The following is a 25,427-nucleotide window of genomic DNA, read 5'->3' as shown; positions in this document are numbered from 1 at the left end:
TTTCAAGATGATTCTCCAACCATCTTGAAATACCTAATTTTAATTCTATCTAAATCTTATGATAATTCAAATGCTCCTGTATATAATTGATAGTACTTTCCTTTTTGTTCAATTAAATCATCATGATTTCCTCTTTCAATAATTCTACCTTGTTCTAAAACCATAATTACATCAGAATTTTTGATTGTTGAAAGTCTATGAGCAATTACAAATACTGTTCTTCCATGCATAAGTTTATCCATACCATCTTGAACAATTTTCTCTGTTCTTGTATCAATACTAGATGTAGCTTCATCAAGTATTAAAACTGGAGGATCTGCAATAGCAGCTCTAGCTATTGTTAATAATTGTCTTTGTCCTTGTGATAAATTTCCTCCATCACCTGTAAGTATGGTATCATATCCCTTTGGTAAATGTTTTATAAATTGATGAGCGTTTGCAAGTTTTGCTGCTTCAACTACTTCTTCATCAGTTGCATCTAATCTACCATATCTAATATTATCTGCAACTGTACCTGTAAATAGATGAGCATCTTGAAGTACTATTCCAAGTGATCTTCTTAAATCATCTTTTTTAATCTTATTGATGTTAATACCATCATATCTTATTTTCCCATCCTGGATATCATAGAAACGGTTAATTAAATTAGTGATAGTAGTTTTCCCTGCACCTGTAGCTCCTACAAATGCTATCTTTTGGCCTTGTTTTGCATAAAGTTTTATATTGCGCAATATAATCTTTTCATCATTGTAGCCAAAATCAACATCATCAAATACTACTTCACCAAGGAGCTTAGTGTAGGTAAGGGTACCATCTTCATGTGGATGTTTCCAAGCCCAAATTCCAGTACGCTTTTCAGACTCTACTAACTCTCCATTTTCATTTTCATTTGCATTAACTAAAGTTACATACCCTTCATCCATCTCTTTTTCTTCATCAAGAAGCCTAAATATACGTTCTGCTCCTGCTAAAGCCATAATTACAAAGTTAAATTGTTGAGACATTTGATTTATTGTTTGGCTAAAAGTTCTTGTTAATTGTAAGAACGACGCAAGTGCTCCAAGAGTAAAGCTCCCTATTGAACCAATGGCAAGAATAGCACCTATAATAGCAACAAGCACATAATTTATATAACCTATGTTACCCATAATAGGCATTAAAACATTAGCATATTTATTTGCATTGTTTGCACTATTCATAAGCATATCATTTAATTTATCAAAATTTGCCTTTGCTTCTTCTTCATGACAAAAAACTTTTACAACCTTTTGTCCTTCCATCATTTCTTCTATATATCCATTTACTGCACCTAAATCTTTTTGTTGAAGCCCGAAATACTTTCCACTTTTTGCTCCAATTGATTTAGTTACATAAAACATTAATATTATGATTAAAATTTCTACACCTACTAATGGCAAGCTTAAAAATATCATAGAAATAAATATACTAACAACTGTTATTATAGCTGATAATAGTTGTGGTATACCTTGGCTAATCATTTGCCTTAACGCATCTGTATCATTGGTATAAAGACTCATTATATCCCCATGAGCATGTGTATCAAAGTACTTTATAGGCAGTGTTTCCATATGTGAAAACATATCATCCCTTATCTTTTTTAGTGATCCTTGAGATATAAGAATCATAACACGGCTATATGCATAAGTTGATAAAACTCCAACATAATAAATTACAGCCATAGTAACTATCATTTTAAATAGTGGTCCAAAATTAGGCGAAGCCTTACCTAAAAGTGGTGTTATATAATCATCTATTAAATTTCTCAAAAATAATGTGCCTACAACATTGGCAAGAGAACTTATAATTATCATTATTAACACAATAAAAAATAATAATTTATATTCTTTAAGGACATAAGCTAATAATCTTTTTAACACTTTTAAAGAATTTTTATTAGCTTTTACAGGTCTACGTACCCCACGTCCATGGATTTCTCTTGGTTTTACTCCATTATTTTGACCCATCATTATCAGCTCCTTTCACTTGTGATTCATAAACTTCTCTGTATATATCATTTGATTCCAATAATTCTTCATGAGTTCCAAATCCATTTATTTTTCCATCATCTAACACAATAATCCTATTAGCATCTTGTACTGAGGATATACGTTGAGCAATTATTAGTTTTGTAGTATCAGGAATTGATTCTTTAAATGCTTTTCTAATTAAAGCATCTGTCTTAGTATCTACTGCACTTGTAGAATCATCTAAAATTAATATTTTAGGTTTCTTAAGAAGTGCTCTTGCAATACAGAGTCTTTGTTTTTGTCCTCCTGATACATTTGTTCCACCTTGTTCTATAAAGGTATCATATTTGTGAGGAAGATTTTCTATAAATTCCTCTGCTTGAGCTTGCCTGCAAGCAATGATTATTTCTTCATCTGTTGCATTTTTATTTCCCCATCTTAAATTTTCTTTTATTGTCCCTGAGAATAATACATTCTTTTGTAATACCATTGAAACTTCATCTCTAAGAGTTTCAATATCATAATTTCTAACATCTATTCCTGAAACTTCAACAGAACCTCCTGTAACATCATATAATCTTGGAATAAGCTGAACAAAAGTAGATTTTGAGCTACCAGTTCCTCCTATAATCCCTATAGTTTCCCCTGAATTTATTTTTATGTTGATATTTTCTAAAGTTAGGTTGTCCTTATCTTTAGCATAACTAAAATTAACATTATTAAATGAAATAGATCCATCTTTTATTTCATAGATTGGATTTTCTCCATTTGTTAAATCACTTTTCTCATCTAAAACTTCTACAATTCTTTCTGCTGATGACTTTGCCATAATTACCATAACAAATACCATTGATATAATCATAAGGCTCATTAGGATATTTGTTGTATAAGTAAATAAACTCATAAGTTCACCAGTTGTCATTGAATTAGCAACAATATTCTTTGCTCCAAGCCAAGATAAAAGTAAAATACAAGTGTAAACTGCAAATTGCATTGCTGGTCCGTTAATTATTATTAACTTTTCGGCTCTTATAAAGAATTTGTATAGTACTTCTGAAGCTTTATAGAACTTGTCTGTTTCATGTTCTTCTCTCACATAAGCTTTTACAGCTCTAATTGCAGTTAAATTTTCTTGTACACTTGCATTTAAATCATCATACTTTTTGAATACCTCCATAAAATATGGATGAGCTTTAGTCATAATAAAATATAATATAACTCCTAAAAATACTATAGCTCCTAGGAATATTGAAGACATCTTTGCATTAATATAAAAACTCATTGCCATAGCTGAGATCAGCATAAATGGTGCTCTAACAAGTATTCTTATTACCATTTGAAAAGCATTTTGAACATTAGTTACATCTGTGGTAAGCCTTGTTATAAGTCCAGCTGTAGAATATTTATCTATATTAGAAAAAGAGAAATTTTGTATATTATAATACATTCCTTTTCTTAAGTTTCTTGCAAAACCTGTTGATGCACTGGCTGCATGTTTACCTGATAATGCACCACAAGTAAGAGATATAAATGATACTATTAACATTACTCCCCCAACAATGCAAACATACTTCATATCACCTTTTCCTATTCCATTATCAATAATCCATGCCATTAATAGTGGAATAATAGTCTCCATTATTGCTTCTAAGGCAACATATATTGGAGTGAGAATAGTATCTCTTTTAAATTCTGCTACATAACCTACTAATCTTTTTATCATAATTTTCCTCCCTTTTTGTTAGACTTCTAACTAATAATTTTCCAAAAAAAAATTGCATCTAATCCGCAACTTTTTCAGATAATCTATCAATTAATTTTATTAATGTTTTTTGTTCATCATCACTTAGTTCATCTCTTAGTGATTTTTCTATTTGAATAATAAAAGCAAAAACATTCATATGAATATCTACACCTTTTTGTGTAAGTATTATCTTCTTAAGTCTTGCATCTTTTGAAACACTTACTCTTTCTATAAATCCATTTTTCTCCATAAGTTGAAGTACACTAGTTACTGAAGAACGTCTAATATCTAGCTCTTCTTCTATATCTTTTTGGAATATGTCCTTTTCCTTAGATTTATTATATATAAATCCCATTATTCTGCCTTGAACACTTGTTATCCCATATTGAGCAGTTTCTTTCTCTATTCTTCTATGGATTCTTCTAGCTAATATATTTATTTTTTTCCCAATATGAAATTCTCCATCCATCTTTGTACTCCTATGTTTTTGTTAGATTTCTAACTAATTTTAATTCTATTTTTTGTGCTTGTCAATAGTTTAGTATATATATTCCTCTTAATTATTAAGGTTATAAATCATTTATATATTCAAATTATATGATTTATAACCTTTAAGATTTTGTATGTAGATATAATAATGAGAGGATACACTCCTCAATTAGTTGTATCCTCTCATTGATATTATTTACAAATAAACTAAATTAATAAATTCTCCCCATTTGTACTGCCATTTACTTCATTTGCAACTGCAGGCCATACTTTTTCATATCTTATACCTGTTAAATGTTCAACAACATCTTTTGTTTTAGCATCTGCATCCTTTTTTAATCCATTATTTTTTAGCCTTTGAATTTCATTGATTAATATTTTATGAGTAGAAGTATTAAGTTTAAATCTAAAAGCTACTAACAATGAAATTAAAGTTAACCCCCCACCTCCAATTAACAAAGTTAATACAATAGCATGTTGTACTACCAATGGTTGAACAGTTGCATCTTTAACTAAACCTGCTGATTCAAGCATAATTCCAATAATAATTGCTGCAATCCCGCTTGTTGCTTTTCTTAAGAAAGTCATCACCGCAGCAAAAAGTCCTTCACGCCTCTTTCCTGTCATTATTTCATCTACATCAGGAATAAACGGAAATACGTTCCATGGCGTAAAATATACACAAGATTTTCCCGCTTGAAATACAAATGAAACAACAATAAGTGCAATAATTAGTGTACTATCTGTTAAATGCAGAACATAAATTCCACAATATCCTAAAATACCTATAATAACTGTTATATAGCAGAATTTTAATAGATTAGCTGGTCCAACTTTAACAAAAAGCATTCCCCACACTAAAGTTAATGGTACCCCAATAAGATTTATTGATAATAAACTCGAAGCAAAAGAAGCAGTAGAACCTAAATTGAAAACAATAAAATAAACAAAAACAGTTACAATAATATCCTGTGCTGTTACAGCAAATAAGTACATAATTAAATGCTGACGAAAGGCTTTTACTTTTAAAGTTGAAAAATATTCTTTAACTATATGAGCCACTTTTCCTGCTATTTCTATAATAGAAATACCTTTAAATGACTTATTCATATTTTGCTCTTCAATCATCTCAGCTGTTAATTCTCTTTCCCAAGTAGTGTTATAAGTAATCAATATACATATAACATAAAGTGTAGCAAAACTGAAACCAAGAACAAAATAAGCATTAGGGTTATTTTCCCCCATTATTTTAATTAATGTACCACCAACTATAGTACAAATAGAACTAGTAAAACCAGAACATAACATTCTACCTGTAGTCAATATTGTCCTTTTATTAAAATCAGAAGTCATTTCTGAAGGTAATGTTTCATATGGAATAAGAACAACACTGGCAAGAATATCGAAAATGACATAAGTCCAGAAATAAAACCAGTAGTTTAGTCCATTAATCCATAGCAATCCATAAACAAACATTAATGGAGCTCCAAATAAAAGGAAGAAACGTCTACGTCCAAATTTTTTTCCAAGCTTTGTACGATAAAAATAGTCGGTAATATTCCCCATGCAAATACTGACTACAGAGTCAATAAGTTTTGAAGATGCAAATATTGCTGCTGCTTCCATGGCGCTTAAGCCAACAAAGGTAGTATAGAAATACATAAGATAGGCCCCTATGAGCATTCCAGAGCTCCCTCCCATAACATCAGTTAATCCATATCCTAAACCTGTTAACAGAGTAATTTTTTTCTCTTTCCTACTTTTAAACATTCAATTTTCCTTCTTTCCTAAATATTAATTATTGTAGTATTTAATTACAATATAGAAACTCACTCATAATAATCTTACTTGTACCTATTGCGTTTTGTATTAAAACGTTTTCTTAAGTATGTTTAAAATATGAATTTCCCCTACTTTAAACAAAATATTGAAATCACTTTGTTTTCTATCTATATTGCAGTAAATGGAGATGCTGGTAATCCTTCTTTATTGTATAAAGTAACATTAGTAGGATTATCTGCCCAGCAGTATCTTACACCTATTGGATTTTTTATATTCTTGTTATAAACCTTTACTCTATTTCCTTCTATTTCAGCACTTGCTTGCACATAGTTTTTATCCTCTCCACATATAAAAAATTGATTTAAACTATTCTCCTTAATCATTAATCCGCTACCTATATTTGAAAAATTTAAATAAATTTTATTTTCTAAAACCTCCATACTCTCATATAAAGGCCCACTATAAACAACATCTTCTCCATAAGCTATTTTTTGAGCTGCAAGCGCAAGTCTTCTTCCTACTTCTTTTTTATTTTGTGGATGTAAATCATTATATTCTCCTAAATCAATTGAAACTACCATGGCAGTATTATTTACTTTTAAAGCTCTTCTTTGTAAATCTCTTATCTTAGCCCAATTTTCACTGTATTCCTTAGAAGGCTCTAAGAAATTTGCAAGTTGAACAAACAAAAATGGGAATTCTCCTATGTTCCAAGCACTTCTCCATTCTTTTATCAATCTTGTAAATAACTCTTCATAACCTTTTGTATCACAAGTATTAGACTCTCCTTGATACCATATAACTCCTTTAATTGTATAATGCCTTAATGGTGAAATTAATCCATTATATAACCCTGTAGGCTTATATTGAAAGAATGTCTGATCCTCTAAAGGTTCCATCTTGCATCCTACTCTATATTTCCAATTTCCATCTAGTTTTATCTCTTCACCTTTTGCAATTATTTTATAAGCCTTATCTTTAATAAATCCACCAATATTAATTTTACTGAAGACACGTATGGCAATAATATTTTTACCTTCCTTCAATACTCCACTTGGAATATCGTATTTGCGTGGTGGATATCTATAATCTGTGTTTCCAACTAATTTTCCATTAATATATATAAAATCAGCGTCTACAATTGCTCCAAAATATATTCTAGCTGGCATATCTATCATTGACTTTGGTATATCAATTTCCTTTCTAAACCAGATCGAACCATTGATTTTTTCTAATTCTGTACCTTCAAAGCTCTGTGGTATAAAGAACTCATTCCACTCTGAATCATCTAAGCTTTCACCATACCATCTCTTGCTTTCATCTTTATAACCTTCATCAATTAAATCTATAAACTCATACCAATTGCTAATTCTTTTCTCATCATCCTTCTTTACTTTTTCTACATAGGAATCATCTTTGCACTCATGTAATAAGTTCTTAAGTTTTGGAAAATCCTCTAGTGACTTTTCACTAATCCATGCTTCAACTGGAGTTCCCCCTACTCCTGCTGAAATTAATCCTATTGGAATTTTATATTTTTCATATAATTCTTTTGCAAAAAAATATCCCACTGCAGTAAAGTCTAATGCAGTATCAGGGGTAACTGATGTCCATGGACTGTTACACTCCAACTCTTCTTTTGGACCATGAAAATTATATGTTTGTTTAGGTAAAAACTGACGAATATTAGGATTTGAATAACTTAATATTTCATCTTCAAATAGATCCATAACTCTTCTACAAGGCAGTTCCATATTTGATTGTCCACTACAAAGCCAAACATCTCCTATTAATATATCTTTAATAGTTCCTCTTTTTCCTCTTTCTATAATGGTCATTTCATATGGCCCACCAGCTTCTAGATCTTCCAAGAGTATTTCCCACATTCCTTCTTCGTTCGCAGTAGTTTCATATGTTTTTCCTAAAAATTCAATTGTTAATTTTTCTTTTTTATTTGTTTTTCCATAAACCTTTGTTTGCTTTCCTCTTTGAAGCACCATACCATCACTTATAATACATGATAAAGGCATATCCTCTTCACCCTTCATATTTATCAACTTCCTTCATTTAATCATTAATATATATTTCTTTCCTTTTCATCCTCTATCCCCGACATCCTATAAAAATACGTATTAACCTGATCTCTCCAATCTCTAGCACTTCCTAATTGAATACTAAGTCGTTCAAGAACTTCCTCATATACTTTTTCATCTATAATACCTTCTAGTTTTCTCCACCTATCGACAAAATTTTCCACTTCCTCGTAGCCTTCAAAATGTGTATCATAAATATGCTGAATTACAGTTTTACCTGATTTCAATAGATGAGTATAAGGAACATGGTGAAAAAATAACAACACCTCATCTGGACAGGTTTCTAAATTATCATATTGACTTTTGAGTGGCTCATTGTATTGTCCTACATAACCTGTCCCACTTTCTATAGTCCGATCAATTCCAATCCCTCTAATATCTGCTCTATGGTATGTTCCCCAAGGTGAAAACTCATATCCATCTACATCTGGACCATAGTGATGTCCTGTTGCTACCATCCAGCCTATACCAAGCGGAGCTGTATAATTTTCATATGCTTTCCAAGAATTCATTAATATCTCCATTACATTTTCTATAACTATCGGATTATCACCAAAGGTAAGATTAATCCATTCCTCTGCAATTTCTTCACTTGTCATTTCACTATTCCATGCAAGTCTGCCATATCCATAAAGATTTGCTTGAGCTAAAAAATGTCCTGTCCAATTTTCATCATCACCTACATTGACTATTGCAGCTATTCCATTAATTCTTTTAGCAACACTACTTTCATTTCCATTTGCATATGTTGGAGAACTTAATGCTTCTTTCCATAAGGGAATTAAAAAGCATACATGTTTTTGCTGACCTGTGTATTCTTGAGTTATTTGAAATTCCATTAACTTGTTAGTTTTATCCATTGCTCCAAATAGTGGCGATATTGGTTCTCTAACTTGAAAATCCATAGGTCCGTTTTTAATTTGTAAGTATACATTATCTAAAAATTGTCCATCTAATGGCTCAAAACAGTCAAATGCAGCCTTAGCTCTATCTATTGAATAATCTCTCCAGTCTTGCTTACAGTTATATACAAAGCATCTCCATATTAATATTCCTCCAAATGGTGCTAGTGCTTCCCCAAGCATGTTGGCCCCATCTGCATGATTACGTCCATAAGAAAATGGTCCTGGCCTACCCTCTGAATCAGCCTTTACCATAAAGCCTCCTAAGTTTGGAATTACACTATACACATATTGAACTCTTTTCTTCCACCACTTTTTTACCCTCGCATCCAAAGGATCACAAGTTTCTAAGTCCTTTAAGGTAATTGGTGCTGCAAAATTTATACTTAAATAAGTTTTAATTCCCCATCTGTTAAATATGTAGCTTATAGTTTTTACAATATCAGCTTTGTTATCTATTAAATAAGTTTCTGCTTCATGGACATTTGTGTTATTTATAATTACTCCATTAATTCCAATGGAAGAAAGCATTCTCGCATAATCATTAATTCTATCTAAATCCGAAGCTACCTTATAATCATCATTAAATGCCTTTCTTAGCCCTGGTCTAGCTGCTGTAATACCACCTATTTCATCCATAACAGCTTTCATAATCTCTTTATTACGGCAGCTTTCAAATAGTATAGAACACCCTGCAAATCCACGTTCAATAGTCCCATCTATGTTATCCCAATGATCTATTAGTCTAAGATCTTTCCTCGGATTGTCTATAACTTCCTTTCCTTCCAGCTGTTTGTTTTGTTCAAATAAACTCAATAATGCAAATACTCCATAAAGAATACCATTATCATTCTTAGCTGAAACACTTATACATCCATTAGTTGCATTACAGTTTATTTTATATCCATCATTAACTAAAGTTTTGTCTTGTGTTCTCTCTAGTTTTATATATTTAACCTCTTTAATATCTTCTTCACTTTCATAAAACACCTGTGTTCTTTTGCTATCACTTATTTGCTTAAATGCTCTTTTTAGTTCTGATAATGCAGAATCTATAACTTCACTTCTATGACAAACCAACACATTTTCAAGATATTCTTTATATTTACTATTTTTGATATTATTATGGCTTAGCCAACAAGAATATAATTTACTTTTTTTATTTACCATATCAACATCACCTCTTCTTTCCTTTTGCAAATTATAAATAATTCTTCAAAGTTCTTCTTACTGCTCCCTTACCATCTATCATTTCTTCAAAACATAGTTCTATTAAACTTCCTAAATCTGCTTTATATAAATCTAACCCAAAGATCTTTTCATTTGAAAGAATAGGTTTCAATTCTTCATGAAATGGTCCTTTTTGTCCTAGTTTAATTCCTTTAAGATGTTCTCTAAGTATAGATAGCATTGGATCATCACTAATTTCAAATTTATTACCATTGTCATCAACACCTAGCAAATATCTACACCACCCCGCTATAACTATAGGAATAAACTTCAATTGGCTTACTTCTAATTTAGGATCTTTCAAATATGCCTTGATTGTTTCTCCAAAGCGAATAGGCAGTTTTTGTGAAGTATCTGTGGCAATTCTTTGTGGAGTATCTGGCATAAATGGATTTGGTATTCTAATAGTTAAAACTTCATCTATAAAATCTTTTGGACTTATAATTTTAGGATCAACAACTACTGGTAATCCTTCTAAATACCCAATATTCTCCACTAAAGATCTTAACTGCGGGTCTTTCATTTCTTCACAAATTCTAGTATAAGATAGTAAACATCCAAATACAGCTAATGCAGTATGTAGTGGATTTAAGCATGTACAAACTTTCATCTTTTCCACACGATCTACTGTACTTCCATCAGTAAATTTGACACCTACCTCTTCAAGTTTTGGTCTACCATTTGGAAATGAATCTTCAATTACTAAATATTCTGCTTCCTCTGCATTTGTAAAAGAAGCTACATAAGTATTTTTAGAAGTTATAATAGGTTCTACATCTGAAAATCCACTCTCTATAAGCATGTTTTTTACACTATCATCTGGTCGTGGTGTAATTTTATCAATCATTGTCCAAGGAAATGTTACACTACAGCCATTATTAATGTATTTCAAAAATCCCTCCTCTGCTTTCCCATTATCAACCCATTTCATTGCAAAGGTATTAATAGCATTGTATAATTTTGATCCATTATGTGAACAATTATCCATACTCACTAATGCAATTGGCATTCTATTATTAAGATATCTTTCATAGCATAATGCAGATATTTTCCCTATATAACTCTTAGGTTTCTTAGGACCATTTTTAAAATCTTCTTCTACTTCTGGAATGAAGTTTTCATTCTTTCCAATAAGGCTATACCCCTTTTCAGTAATAGTAAAACTAGCCATCTGCAGCGATGTCTTTCTAAAAATCTCTTTTAATCTTTCAAAATCTTTTTCATTGTCACTATCTAATGCAAGGGATTCTGTAATACTTCCAATCACAGTTTTTTCAACAGTTCCATTAGCTTTTAAAATTACCATTACACTTAAGTCATCATGCTTTTTATTTACTTTTTCAATAATCTCATAATCATAACCTTCTGCTACAATGATACCTTTATTGGTTTTTCCTTCATCTAAAAGAGTTTGCTGTAATGCAGCTGGAAATGACCTGAAAATATTGCCTGCACCAAAATGAATCCATGTAGGATTTTCTTTTGTCTCCTTTATAACTTTTTCTCTATTAAATTTAGGAATCTTAAAGCCTCTTTTTTCCCATTCTTCTCTGCTTTTAATTCCCTCATTATTTAACTCCAACATTTTTTCACCTACTTTTATTTGATTTTTTCAAGCTTTCTAATATTCCGTTTAAATATGTTACTCCAAGTGCTCTATCATAAAGCCCATATCCAGGCATGGCTACTTCTCCCCAGATAGCACGTCCATGATCTGGTCTTACAATTCCTTTAAATCCAATTTCATATAATGCTTTCATAATTTCATACATGTCTAGAGATCCATCTGATGATAAATGTGCAGCTTCATCAAATTTACCCGGAGCAATATGTTTAATATTTCTAACATGTGCAAAGTGAATTTTTCCTTTTAGAGACCTTATAATATCAGGAATATCATTATTTATGTTAGAGCCTAGTGACCCTGTACATAATGTAACCCCATTGCAAGGACTATCTACCATTGTTACTAATTTTAGTAAATTTTCCTTGCAAGTCATAATTCTTGGGAGTCCGAATACTGGCCAAGCTGGATCATCTGGATGTATTGCCATTTTTATATTGTATTTTTCGCACGTTGGCATAATTGCTTCTAAGAAATACCTTAAATTATTAAATAACTTTTCATCATCTACATCTTTATACATTTCAAATAATTCTTTTATTCTGGCCATACGCTCTGGTTCCCATCCTGGTAATTCAAAGCCATTAGCTTTTGAATCCATTGATGATAATAAGTTTTCAGGATTTATTTTATCTATAATTTCTTGGTCGTAAGATAATACTGTTGATCCATCTGGTCTTACCTTTGCAAGATCAGACCTTGTCCAATCAAATACTGGCATAAAATTATAGCAAACGACATTAATCCCCTCTTGTCCAAGGCCCTCCAATGTTTTGATATAATTTTCAATGTATTTATCTCTATCTGATGTACCTACCTTTATTGAATCATGAATATTAACACTTTCTATCCCCGAAAGCTTAAGCCCAACAGCTTCTACTTCTGCCTTCATAGCTTTAATTCTTTCCTTTGACCATACTTCTCCAGGCATTGTATCATATAAAGTAGTAACAACACCTGCTACTCCTGGAATTTGCCTAATTTGCTCTAGTGTCACTGAATCTGCTTCTTTTCCAAACCATCTTAATGTCATTTCCATAATAGTGTTTCCTCTTTTCAATTTCGTATTTAAATTTAATAGATTTTATACTACTTCAATATCAGCTTCTAGCGGAGTAATTCCTATAAGCCTGATACTTCTACTGTCTGGTTGTGATATACCAACAAACAACTTAAACTTCTTGCTATCAAGAATTCTTTCACCTTTATCATTTACAGCTTCAAAAGATTTTTTATCTATTTTGATTGATACTGTTTTACTTTCCCCTTTTTTAAGCTCAACACGTTTAAATCCTGATAAACTATAATTATCAACTGCAAACTGTGATTCAAGGTCCTTTACATAACATTGAACTACTTCCTCTATATCAAAATTTCCTGTATTAGATATTTTAAGACTTACATTAACGCTATCAAAATTTTTATGAATATTAGATACTACTAAATCAGATAATTCAACAGATGAATAAGTTAATCCATAACCAAATGGATATAGACTTTCATTCTTCATATAACGATAAGTTCTACCCTTCATAGAGTAATCTGTAAACTCTGGTAATTCTTCAATAGTTTTATAGAAAGTTACAGGTAATTTACCACTTGGTGAACATTTCCCAAATAGTATATCAGCCAAAGCTCTACCACCATGACTACCTGGATACCATACATCTAAAATAGCAGCACAGTTTTCTTCTTGCCCTTGAAGAGTTAATGCACTTCCAGCTCCAAGCACTACTATTACAGGTTTGCCAGTTGCAATTACTTTTTCAAGCAATTCTTGTTGTCTTCCAGGTAAATTTAAGTTTAATTTATCTCCAGCACCATCACTATTACTAGCATCTCCTTGTTCTCCTTCAATTGAAGAATCTAAGCCTAAACAAAGAATAACTACATCGCTATGTTCTGCAACAGTAACTGCTTCAGCCATTCTATCATCTGCTTCTGCTAAATCTGAAACTCTATCTTTGTATAGATGGCAACCTTCTGAATAAAATACCCTTATATCATCTGAATCTACAGCTTCATGAATTCCTTCTAGTATTGTAGTGTACTTTGAAGCAGTGCCAAAATAATTTCCCTTAAGCATTAACTCACTATTTGAGTTTGGTCCAATAACTCCAATGGATTTCAATTTTGATTTATTTAATGGAAGTACTCCATTATTTTTTAACATTACTATAGATTTTCTTGAAGCTATTAATGAAATTTCATTATGTTCCTTACTATCATTCATCTCATAAGATATTTTGTTATACTCACATTCTTCATCAAACATACCCAATCTAACTCTTGTTGCCATTAATCTTTCAGCAGCAGTAGTTATATCCTCTTCTGATACTAAACCTTCCTTATATGCTAATAACATTTGAAGATATACATTTCCACAATTTAAATCACAACCATTCTTTATTGCAAGAGCCGCTGATTCAGTAGCAGTGCTTGTAACCTTATGATATAGATGAAAATCTGCAATAGCCCAGCAGTCAGATACTACATGTCCTTTAAATTGCCATTTTCCTCTTAAAATATCCTTTAATAAAAGTTTACTTCCACAACAAGGTTCATCATTTGTACGATTATAAGCCCCCATTACAGCTTCAACGTCAGCTTCTTTTATGCAAGCTTCAAAAGCTGGTAAATAAGTTTCAAACAAATCTTTTTTACTTACAACAGCATTAAATTCATGCCTTAAGCCTTCTGGTCCACTGTGCACTGCAAAGTGTTTAGCACATGCTGCTATTTTTAAATACTTTCCATCACCTTGTAATCCTTTGACAAAGGCCACTCCTAACCTAGAAGTTAAATATGGATCTTCACCATAAGTTTCATGCCCACGTCCCCATCTTGGATCTCGGAAAATGTTTATATTAGGAGACCAATATGTCAACCCTTTATAAATATCTCTATCACCTTTCTTAGAATTCTCATTATATTTGGCACGCCCTTCAGTTGCTATAATTTTTGCAATTTCTTTTAATAGCTCATCATCAAACATGGCAGCTAATCCAATAGCTTGAGGAAATACGGTTGCTGTGCCTGCCCTTGCTACACCATGAAGCCCTTCATTCCACCAATTATATCTTGGTATATTTAAATGTTTTATAGCTGGTGCCTTATATGTTAATTGCTCCGCTCTTTCTTGAAGAGTCATTTTAGCTACTAATTCTTTTGCTTTCTCTAATGCACACTCATGAGTTATTCTTTCATTGTTTCTCATAATATTTCCTTCTTTCTCTATATTTTTTCTTATCTAACGAAAAATTTATTAGCTGTCTAAACATCTCTTACATTTCTATTTTTACTGTTTCTTCTACTTTAGTGCTTCCATCAATTCTGTAACTTTTCTTTGAGTTATACTACTACTTATTAACGCTTCCTCACTCTCATTAACAAGGCTGCTATTTTTACCTTTATACTTCCTAAGTGCATCTCTTAGTGCATCACGATTTGGTGCTGGAACAATTGAAAGTTCATCGGCATAAAGTATATTGTCATCTTTAGAATACAGTGACAAAATAACCTTAGTAGTACCCTTGGGCTCATCGTATACAAAAGCATCATTATTACATTCAGCCCAATTTGCCACTCTCACATTAACAGGTTGAAATGAACTTATACTAAGAGGGCCACCTTCGAGAATAGAACCTAACAATGTATTACCATTAAACCAAGCCCTTTCACCAGCTTCACGTGCTGCAAGTGGTTTTGGCATATCACGTCCACCAATTTTGGTCATCCCTAACTGCTTACCGTTTTCATCATAATATACTAATGCAACTTTAACATCTCCTGGTTTTTCAGCTGCAACTTCATAACCTAGTGATCCATCCTTCATTGAAAGAAATTGACCATTAAAATGGTATCTCTCACCTTTTGTCATCTTACCAGTGACATCTTGCCATATCCCATCATATTTCCCATTAGCACTTGTACGATTTTCCAACCTTGCAGAACCAGCAACTTTCGAAGTATTACTATTTTTTAGATATCTTGAAAGTCCTGAATAGCTCTGGATTGTGCTTGCACTTAGTGCAGGTCCAGTGACATTCTGCTCAAACTTTCCTTTGCTATATCTTCCTACTGACCACCCATCAGTATTTGAATCAGTTGTAGTATCAAAATCACCATTCTTTAGCACGTTTCCTTCTGTAATTACCACTGAATTATTTGCATCAGCACTCCAATCAGAATCGTTAGCCCCAAATAAAAAGCGATCAACTGTAATCTTATCATGTAAGCCACCTAATGCAGCTACAATATAAAGATCTTTATGTCCATAAGCCCCATTATCACCAGTGTCAACCTTAGCTTGATATTTGCTATAACTTGTTCCTTCTGGCACAAGTATTTCAGCTACTCGTTTTCCTTTTGATGTTATATCGCTAACGCTTCCTACATGTGTGCCAACAGGCAATGTGTATGCGAGTAAGCTTCCACCCTTACCTGATGTTGCATGTGAAAGTGCAGTTAGATATAGCAAGTGTCTACGAACGACGCCACCATTAGCAGAGCCATCAGCAAAGTTAACATTTTTATAAGAAAGATAATCACTATTTCCAAGTGAAACTGCTTCTTTAGTACGACCAGCATTACCAGCTTTATTTCCCATTATACCGTTATCGTTTTCTTCAGCTTCAAAAGTAGAGAAAATATCGCGTTCACTGTCAAGACCATTAAAAGTAGCATATCTGCCTTCAGATGGTACTATTGTAACAATACTTGCTGATGGAATATCTATGATAAACTTACCATTCTTCACAGGAATCTTTGCAAGCTTCTTCTGATTTTCGCTACCAGAAGTACGAAATACTGTTACACTCTTAGTACCCTCTGGAAAATCCTTCAAGGCAAGCTCTAGATGTTTAATACTATCATCATTGTTAGAATTAGTTATGGTTATTGAAAAATCCTTATCATCTGAACTCTTAAATCCAACAACATTTAAATTGTCACCTGGCTCACGTGTCACACTAAAACGTTTGTCCCCTGGATTCATAAAACGTGAAAAATGACCAAAACCATAAAAACGTTTGAAAATTTGATATTCGCCTGTTAATGTACTAGTATGTCCAGCGTATTGTTGGGAGTTTGTATTTACCAATCGAATTAGGTCAGAACCATTTGCACCGTTATTATCCCATGTCATCCACCATAGATAAGCATTAATACCTGGATTGCTTGTAAACATATTTGTCATAAGATATGCATATCGCACAGCATCATTGATATTCTGATTACCATAACGCTGAGTATATGCACCTGCTGATCCATCACTAACATCCTGATTCATAAACTCCGCTTGCCAGATCTTATATCCATTTAGGTATGATGGCCACTTTGTACCATCTACTGTGTAGTCATAAGGTTTAAGTGCAATATTGCTATTTCCTTCTGCATTATGTTTTAGTATAGTTTCATCTGTTCCAGTACCAACTGAACCATATAAATGGGTAGTAGCCACATCGAGATACTTATGTTTGTTGATACTAGAATCTAGTTCTGGAAAAACCTCAGCCCCCCTATCCAAAGTAGCCTCCAGGTTAGTTCCATCCAATGCACATAACTTTGGTTGAAAATCAATCACTTTACCATCAGGGTTCTTAATTCCATATAGCATACCTCCTGGTTGTACAGCTTTCTTTAAAGTTGGACCTATGTAATCATCAATAAGTTCCTTAATGTATGAAGAACTTGCACCTTCAAGGTCAGGTTCATTAAATGGGTTTATGTTAGTAATAGGAATTCCCCATTGCTCCCAATAGCCCTTAATATAATTGACTAGATAATCTGCATATGCTTGATAGTAGATTTTTTTACCATCTGAAGCTTTATCATCACGTATTATCTTACTTGGAACATTGCTTCCAGATGAAGATGGCTTGCTCATCCAATAAGGTGCCTCCCACATACATGCATAAAATGTATGTACCCCATACTTCATTGCTTGTTTCATAGTCCACACTTGGTCTATATCAAAAATTTCTTTTCTAGTACGAGAACTGCTCTTAATTACTACAGGTTTATCTCCTGATTCCTTAATCCAATTTACAGGTCCACCTTTGTCATTTGCTATAGACTTGTCCCAATTATCATAATCCCAAGCGAAATCCTTTACAGGAACCATAGTGCCAGTTTTATGTTCAGGTTCATTTGGCCAAATTGTATCAGTTTGACCATCGTAGAAACGATTTGATGCTTTCATCATCTTATAACCATACAAACCAGCTGTTCCATTCACAGGAATTGGGTTTCCACCCACGTCATAACCAGGTTTGCTTATGTCAACCCTCAAACCTGTCTTTGGATTAAACCCCGGACTACTTTGCGAAGTCCCACTAGCAGTAACACCACCATTGCCAATAATAACTCGTACAATATCATGCCCAGTTCCATTCTTTTCACTAAACGCCAAGTTAAGCAGATGATTAACTGTTTCTTGTTTACCTGCTGTAGCTAACTGTATAAGCATGCTGGAAGCAGTATATGCATAGGCTGATCCTACACCATCCATAGTCTGATATGTTGTTTTCCAATCAGCAATAACTGGAGCTGCATAATTTACTGCCTTTGCCTGAAAAGGAACCAGCATTGTAATACTGATAAAAAACGCTAGCGTGATATTAGCAAAGAGCATCAGAAACGATTTTGTATTATTTTTCCTCATTGTATAAACCCCTTCCTTAATTTCAAATTATTGATAATATTTTATTACTGTAATATAATAAACTCAATGGTCAAAAATTAGATGACTTGTACAATTTTAGAAAGGATAGTATATTTTTATATGAATTATGCTGATATTAATCCTCAAATTGAATATTTTATTAATAGACATTCCACACCTAGTTGGATTATTGAAGATGCCATAACAGATTTTATTGATTTAACATATATTTCTAAAGGGAAAGTTTTCTACACTATTAATGATGTAACATATGAATTAAATGAAGGCGATCTTATATGTATTCCCAAAGGTAGCCGTAGAAGTGCATTTACTGATTCTGAAAACTTAATGTCAAGCTATGCTCTAAATTTCCACCTCTATAATCTAAAAGGTGATACTGTAACCTTACCATTTCCACTAGTATCACATATTGGTAAGCCAGAAGAATTGCTTTCCTTATATAATAATTTGACATTTGAATGGTTAAAGAAAAATCAAGGTTATGAATTGAAAACTCGTGCTTTGCTTCTTATGATACTTCATTATTATTTTAAACATTTATATTATAAAGATAATATCATTGATGTAGACAAACGTATTCAAAAGGCTGTTAACTATATTTTAAGAAATCTGCAAAATCAAATAGAGGTAAAAGAATTAGCATCTACTACTGGTTTAACCACTGCCTATTTTGGCACTCTTTTCAAGAGATACATGGGATTATCTGTTAAAGAATATATTAATCGAATGAAAATTAATAACGCTGAAAATATTTTGTTGAGTGGTGAATTCTCTGTTCAAGAGGCTGCATATAAATGCGGTTTTGAAGACGTTTACTACTTTAGCAAACTATTTAAAAAAACAAAAGGATTCCCACCATCTAAAATTCTATTAGAGAAAAATAAGAGCTATTAATATTTATAACTATCTATATTTTATGGAATCGTCAATTATAAATGCACCAATCTCACAATGATTGGTGCATTTATTCATACTACACTTAAGCTAAACTAAAATGATATTTTATATTATAATGTTTCTTTTCATCTGCATTTAGCACAATGTCTCCAAAACCTTTATGATTAATTGCATCTGGTAAAGTTTGAGGTTCTAAAGCTACTGCCATATGCTTAGCTATACTCTTCCCATTCATTTTAAAATTATCATAACAAGCATTTAAAGTATAAACTATTAATGCATTACGTTCTGATTCAATATCTAATCTTATACCTGTATCCTTACTAATTAAAGTAGCAATATTTTTACTATTAACTTTAAATGGATGATCAATTCCATCTAATTTTAATTCCTTCTTAAAACTTTCTACTACCTTCATTAAATCTTTGGGTTCTCTAAAATCAAAAGGTGTTTCCTTAACCTCTTTAAGCTTTCCTGTAGGTATATTATCAGATCTAAGTTCTTCAACGTAATCTGAATTAATTTGTAAGGTATGATTTCTTAGTAAATTTTCAAAATTGCCACTTAAATTAAAATATGAATGCACAGTTGGATTAAATAATGTATCCTTATCTGAAGATGCATCAAAGTCAATATTCAAATCATTATTATCATTTAAAGAGTAAGTGATTTTAACTTCTATATTACCTGGAAATCCATCCTCTTCTTCTTTGATAATATTATAGAAAGTTACACTATTATTACTTTCGGAAATTCTACTTTCCCAATTAAACGAATTAAATCCATGAGTACCTCCATGAAGAAGATTTTCACCTTCATTAGATTCTACCTTGTACCTTTTTCCCTTAATCTCAAATTCACCTTTTTCTATACGTCCAGCAACACGTCCTATAGATGCAGCTGAAAATATTTTTGTATCTTTTAAATAATAATCTAAATTATTAAATCCTAGCAGTACATTTACTGGATTATTATTTTTATCTAAAGCATAAATTTCTGTTAAAGTAGCTCCATGAGAGATACATGAAAACTTCATGCCATTTTTATTATTTATAGTATACTTATATACAGGCTTTTCTTGAAATTGTCCACAAATTTCTTTCTTGATCACATTTCTCCCTCCCTTATTATAAATTTTCTAAAACACTTTTAGCTTTTTGTACTACATTTTCTATAGTAAAGCCAAACTCTTTAAATAAAACTTCTGCCTTTCCTGATGCTCCAAATGTCTCCATTCCTATTACTTCACCATCAATACCTACATATTTATGCCATCCAAATGGTGATGCAGCTTCCACAGCAACTCTTGCTCTAACCTTTTTAGGCAATACTGAACTCTTATATTCTTCGCTTTGATCATCAAATAATTCAAAAGAAGGCATGCTAACAACTCTAGCATCTATATTTTCTTTTTCTAACTCTTTTGCAGCATTTAAAATAAGTTCAACCTCGGAACCTGAAGCCATTAATATAACATCTGGATTTTCTTTATTTTTAGAATCCTTAAGTATATATCCACCCTTTAATGCATTTTTACCTGAACCATCATATAAAGGTAGTGTTTGTCTTGTAAGAACCAACGCAGTTGGACCTTTTTTACTATTTATTGCACTGTACCAAGCTGCAGCAGTTTCATTTGAATCCGCCGGTCTAAATGTAGTCATATTAGGAATTGATCTAAGTGCTGCTAACTGTTCAATAGGTTCATGAGTTGGTCCATCTTCTCCTACTCCAATACTATCATGGGTTAACACATAAGTAATTGGAAGTTTCATTAAAGCTGAAAGTCTCATTGCCCCCTTCATATAATCACTAAATACAAAGAAAGTTCCTACAAATACTTTAAGTCCTCCATGTAAATACATTCCATTAGCAATGGCTGCCATAGCATGTTCCCTTACTCCAAAATGCATATTTGAACCTTTTCTATTTTCAGCAGAAAAATCTCCTCTATCATTCATATATGTTTTATTTGATGGAGCTAAATCTGCAGAACCTCCCATAAGATTAGGAATTACTTTAGCAAGTCTATTGATTATAACCCCTGAAGATTGTCTTGTTGCCATTGGTTTATCAAACTTCCAAAACTCTTCCGCTTCAAGAAGATTAACTTCTCCTTCCCCATTAAACCAAAGCTCCCACTCTTTAGCTAATGAAGGATATTCTTTTTCATATTCTTTAAATAACTTATTCCATTTTTCTTCTTCTTTTTTAGCTCTTACTTTAAATTCTTCTCTAAAAGCTCTTACTTCATTTGGAACACTAAAAGGCTCATAATTCCAATTTAAATTTTCCTTTGTAAGTCTTAGATTTTCTTCCCCTAAAGCCTCACCATGAGCTGATGGTGTTCCTTGTTTATTAGGACAACCAAATCCTATAATATTTTTTACTATTAGTATAGAAGGCTTATTCTTTTCTTCTTTAGCCTTTTTAATAGCTGCATCTACTTCTTCTATATTATTACCATCATCTACATTTATGACTTGCCAACCATAAGCTTTATATCTTAAAGCTACATTTTCTCTAAAAGCAATATCTGTATTTCCTTCTATAGATATGTTGTTTGAATCATATAAAACTATTAATTTTCCTAGTCCAAGTGTCCCAGCTAAAGAGCTAGCTTCACCTGAAATTCCTTCCATTAGACATCCATCACCAGCTACAGCATAAGTATAATGATCTACAACCTTATATTTTTCTCTATTAAACTTTTCTGCTAAATAAGTTTCCGCTATAGCCATACCAACAGCATTACAAATTCCTTGTCCAAGTGGTCCTGTTGTTGTTTCTATCCCATGAGTATGTCCATATTCAGGATGTCCAGGAGTCTTGCTTCCAAATTGTCTAAAATTCTTTATATCATCTATACTTACATCATATCCAAAGACATTAAGTAGTGAATATAAAAGCATTGAACCATGTCCTGCAGAAAGTACAAATCTATCTCTGTTCTTCCACTCAACATTTTCTGGATTATGTTTTAAATGTCTACTCCAAAGTGTATATGCCATGCTTGCACAGCCCAAAGGCAAGCCTGGATGCCCAGACTTCGCCTTTTCTATAGCTTCTGCAGAAAGTATTCTTATTGTATTTATAGCTAAATTATCTATATTCATGGTGTTTTATCTCCTTTGCTATCTATTAAATGCATCTTTCCAATCCTTCATAAATCTTTCTATCCCTGCATCAGTAAGAGGATGTTTAACTAATTGCTTTAAAATTTTATATGGAATTGTCCCTATATGTGCTCCAGCTTCTGCTGCATCAACTACATGCTTTGGACTTCTTATGCTTGCAGCTATTATTTCTGTCTTTATTCCATGAATATTAAATATATTGACAATTGAATTTATTAGCTCCATAGAATTAGATGATATATCATCTAATCTACCAAGAAAAGGACTTACAAAAGTAGCACCTGCTTTTGCTGCTAAAAGAGCTTGCCCTGCTGAAAATATAAGTGTTACATTTGTTTTTATTCCTTCTTTAGATAACACCTTAACAGCTTTTAATCCCTCTTCTGTTATTGGTATTTTTACTACCATATTCTTATGGATTTTAGCTATTTCTCTACCTTCCTTAATCATTCCTTCTGCATCTAATGCAATGACTTCACCACTTATAGGTCCATCCACTATAGATGTAATCTCTTGTATAACTTCTTTAAAATCCCTACCTTCTTTTGCTATAAGTGAAGGGTTTGTTGTTACTCCACAAATTATCCCCATGTCATTAGCTTCTTTTATTTCTTCAACATTAGCTGTATCTATAAATAGTTTCATTTCTTATCCTCCTAATTTCTTAACTTACTTTGTTGTTTTTTCTATAATATCTCTAAGTTTAGTTTCCTTATCTATAACTATAGTTTCAAGTCCTACCATACGGCTCCAGTCATATACTTGTTCTACTGTTAAATCTAATGAAACAACTGTATGATGTCCACCACCTGCATAAATCCAAGCTCTTACACCATCAAGGAAATTAGGTTCTGGTTTCCATACCATCTTTGCAACTGGCAAGTTAGGCATATCTTCATCTGGTTCTACAGCAGTTAATTCATTTATAATTAATCTATAATTACTTCCAAGATCTAGCATAGACACGGCTACACCTTTTCCTGTTGATCCATTAAATATTAAACGAGCTGGATCTTCTTTATCACCTATTCCAAGTGGTTTAACAACAACCTTTGGTCTATCTGATGCAAAAGTTGGGTCAACTTCTAACATATGTGCACCTAATACCTTTTCATTTCCACTTTGTAGTTCATATGTGTAATCTTCCATAAATCCAGTTCTAGTGTTATTAGTCATAACTTTTAACATTCTATCTAAAGCTGCAGTCTTCCAATCTCCTTCACCTGCAAATCCATAACCTTCTGCATTTAAACGTTGAACTGCTAGTCCAGGTAATTGCTTCATTCCATAAAGATCTTCAAAGTTTGTACAGAATGCATTGTAATTTCCTCTATCTAAGAAAGTTCTTAGTGCTATTTCCATCCTAATTTGTTCTTTAACTTGCTTTTCATAATATGCTGGATCATTTTCTCCTGGATCTAAAATATATAATTCTTCAAATTCTTTGTAAGTTTTATCAATTTCACTTTCTGATACCTTGTTTATTTCAGCTACCAAATCACCTACAGCAAAATAATCAACTGTCCATCCAAATTGAATTTGAGCTTCTATCTTGTCTCCCTCTGTAACAGCAACATTACGCATATTATCACCAAAACGAGCTACCTTTATATCTTGGCTAGCCATATACCCTACTGCCACCTTCATCCAATCAGATACTTCCCTTTGGATATTTTTATCTTTCCAGTATCCTACTATAACTTTATTATTTTTATTAAGTCTTGCATTAATAAATCCATATTCTCTATCTCCATGGGCACTTTGATGCAAGTTCATATAGTCCATATCTATTTTCTTCCAAGGAATATTTTCGTTAAATTGAGTTGCTAAATGTAGTAGTGGCTTTTGTAGAAGTTTAGTTCCAGCAATCCACATCTTAGCTGGTGAGAATGTATGCATCCATGTAATTACCCCTGCTACCTCATCTCTATAGTTAACCTCTTTCATTATCTTTTTTATTTCATCAGCTGATGTTGCTAAAGATTTAAATACTATTTCATAAGGTAAATTTCCACTTCTATTTAGTTCATCTACGATTTCTTGTGAATCTTTTCTAACTTCAGCTAAAGCTTCTTCTCCATATAGATGCTGACTTCCTACTACAAACCAAAATTCCATTTTACTATTTTTAAACATAATTTATCTCTCCCTTTTCACTTATATTTTGACCATAATATGCATTTTCTCCATGCTTACGGAAAAAGTGCTTATCTAATAATGATTTATTCATCCTAATATTTTCAGGATTTAACTGCAAAGAATGGTAAGTCATCTTTGCCACCTCTTCTAATACAACAGAATTGTGTACAGCATTTTTAGGATCTGTTCCCCAAGTAAATGGACCATGATCATTTACTAAAACTCCTGGCATGTAATCAGGATTTATATTTTTACTTCTAAAGGTTTCAGCAATAACATTACCTGTTTCTTTTTCATATTGACCTTTAATTTCTTCTACTGTCATTTGACGAGTTACAGGTATATCTCCATAGAAATAATCTCCTTGTGTAGTTCCCGATGCTGGAACTTCTAATCCTGCCTGTGCAAATGAAACTGCCCAAGGTGAATGTGTGTGCACAATTCCCTTTATATTTGGAAACGCCTTATATAAAACTAAATGTGTTGCTGTATCACTGGATGGATTCAAGTTTCCCTCTACAATCTTTCCATCTAAATCCACTACAACCATGTCACTAGCTTTCATTTCTGAGTACTCAACTCCACTAGGCTTAATTACAACTAAGCCTTTCTCTCTATCTATACCACTTACATTTCCCCATGTGAATGTCACTAATCCATACTTAGGTAATAATAAATTAGCTTCCAATACCTCTTTCTTTAACTTTTCTAACATAA

At 32.3% G+C, this 25,427-nt stretch carries 16 protein-coding genes; 1 reads left to right on the top strand and 15 read right to left on the bottom strand.

What is annotated here, in order from left to right:
• Positions 1-56: 56 nt before the first annotated feature.
• The 10 genes from FAY47_RS08270 to FAY47_RS08225 form a co-directional block, all read right to left on the bottom strand.
• Positions 57-1,985, bottom strand: coding sequence for an ABC transporter ATP-binding protein (locus FAY47_RS08270; RefSeq protein ID WP_143316231.1), 1,929 nt, complete (start codon positions 1,983-1,985; stop codon positions 57-59).
• Entirely contained in the window at positions 1,972-3,711 is a 1,740-nt protein-coding gene (locus tag FAY47_RS08265) for an ABC transporter ATP-binding protein (protein ID WP_143316230.1), read from the bottom strand. Before FAY47_RS08265 ends, FAY47_RS08270 begins: the two co-directional genes overlap by 14 nt.
• A gap of 58 nt (positions 3,712-3,769) precedes the next feature.
• Positions 3,770-4,201 carry a MarR family winged helix-turn-helix transcriptional regulator gene (locus tag FAY47_RS08260; RefSeq protein ID WP_143316229.1) on the bottom strand — a complete coding sequence of 144 codons (432 nt, stop codon included), beginning with the start codon at positions 4,199-4,201 and terminating at the stop codon, positions 3,770-3,772.
• A gap of 227 nt (positions 4,202-4,428) precedes the next feature.
• Positions 4,429-5,991, bottom strand: a complete 1,563-nt coding sequence (locus tag FAY47_RS08255) for an MFS transporter (RefSeq protein WP_143316228.1) — start codon at positions 5,989-5,991, stop codon at positions 4,429-4,431.
• 179 nt (positions 5,992-6,170) lie between these two features.
• The gene (locus FAY47_RS08250) at positions 6,171-8,051 is read right to left on the bottom strand and encodes a sialate O-acetylesterase (RefSeq protein ID WP_207706230.1); all 1,881 of its coding nucleotides are present in this window, start codon (positions 8,049-8,051) and stop codon (positions 6,171-6,173) included.
• 26 nt (positions 8,052-8,077) lie between these two features.
• Positions 8,078-10,168 (bottom strand): alpha-glucuronidase family glycosyl hydrolase, encoded by a 2,091-nt coding sequence (locus FAY47_RS08245; RefSeq protein WP_143316293.1) that lies wholly within the window; start codon positions 10,166-10,168, stop codon positions 8,078-8,080.
• A gap of 31 nt (positions 10,169-10,199) precedes the next feature.
• A complete protein-coding gene (locus FAY47_RS08240; RefSeq protein WP_279232051.1) occupies positions 10,200-11,813 on the bottom strand; it encodes a mannitol dehydrogenase family protein in 1,614 nt (537 codons plus the stop codon).
• 4 nt (positions 11,814-11,817) lie between these two features.
• Complete coding sequence (gene uxuA, locus FAY47_RS08235; RefSeq protein WP_143316227.1) at positions 11,818-12,891, bottom strand: mannonate dehydratase; 1,074 nt, start codon at positions 12,889-12,891, stop codon at positions 11,818-11,820.
• A gap of 45 nt (positions 12,892-12,936) precedes the next feature.
• Positions 12,937-15,069 (bottom strand): glycoside hydrolase family 3 C-terminal domain-containing protein, encoded by a 2,133-nt coding sequence (locus tag FAY47_RS08230; RefSeq protein ID WP_143316226.1) that lies wholly within the window; start codon positions 15,067-15,069, stop codon positions 12,937-12,939.
• A gap of 93 nt (positions 15,070-15,162) precedes the next feature.
• Positions 15,163-18,516: a hypothetical protein gene (locus FAY47_RS08225; protein ID WP_143316225.1), complete on the bottom strand. Its 3,354-nt coding sequence runs from the start codon at positions 18,514-18,516 to the stop codon at positions 15,163-15,165.
• 120 nt (positions 18,517-18,636) lie between these two features.
• Between FAY47_RS08225 and FAY47_RS08220 the strand changes: the two genes are divergently transcribed.
• Complete coding sequence (locus FAY47_RS08220) at positions 18,637-19,431, top strand: AraC family transcriptional regulator (RefSeq protein WP_185966770.1); 795 nt, start codon at positions 18,637-18,639, stop codon at positions 19,429-19,431.
• Positions 19,432-19,516: 85 nt separating this feature from the next.
• Here FAY47_RS08220 and FAY47_RS08215 read toward each other — a convergent pair whose 3' ends face one another.
• The 5 genes from FAY47_RS08215 to araD are packed head-to-tail and all read right to left on the bottom strand — an operon-like array spanning position 19,517 to position 25,425.
• Positions 19,517-20,545, bottom strand: a complete 1,029-nt coding sequence (locus tag FAY47_RS08215; RefSeq protein WP_143316223.1) for an aldose epimerase family protein — start codon at positions 20,543-20,545, stop codon at positions 19,517-19,519.
• A gap of 16 nt (positions 20,546-20,561) precedes the next feature.
• A complete protein-coding gene (gene tkt / locus FAY47_RS08210) occupies positions 20,562-22,550 on the bottom strand; it encodes a transketolase (protein WP_143316222.1) in 1,989 nt (662 codons plus the stop codon).
• Positions 22,551-22,568: 18 nt separating this feature from the next.
• Entirely contained in the window at positions 22,569-23,216 is a 648-nt protein-coding gene (gene fsa / locus FAY47_RS08205) for a fructose-6-phosphate aldolase (RefSeq protein WP_143316221.1), read from the bottom strand.
• A 24-nt stretch (positions 23,217-23,240) separates the two neighbouring features.
• Positions 23,241-24,707 carry an L-arabinose isomerase gene (gene araA / locus FAY47_RS08200; RefSeq protein WP_143316220.1) on the bottom strand — a complete coding sequence of 489 codons (1,467 nt, stop codon included), beginning with the start codon at positions 24,705-24,707 and terminating at the stop codon, positions 23,241-23,243.
• Positions 24,700-25,425, bottom strand: coding sequence for an L-ribulose-5-phosphate 4-epimerase (gene araD / locus FAY47_RS08195; RefSeq protein WP_143316219.1), 726 nt, complete (start codon positions 25,423-25,425; stop codon positions 24,700-24,702). The genes araA and araD overlap by 8 nt, the downstream gene beginning before the upstream one ends.
• Between the last annotated feature and the right edge of the window lie 2 nt (positions 25,426-25,427).

It is taken from the genome of Clostridium sp. HBUAS56017 (assembly GCF_007115085.1).
Lineage (GTDB): Bacteria > Bacillota > Clostridia > Clostridiales > Clostridiaceae > Clostridium > Clostridium cibarium.
The sequence above is the reverse complement of the archived record's forward strand: the minus strand, read 5'-3'. Positions and strand labels throughout refer to the sequence as shown.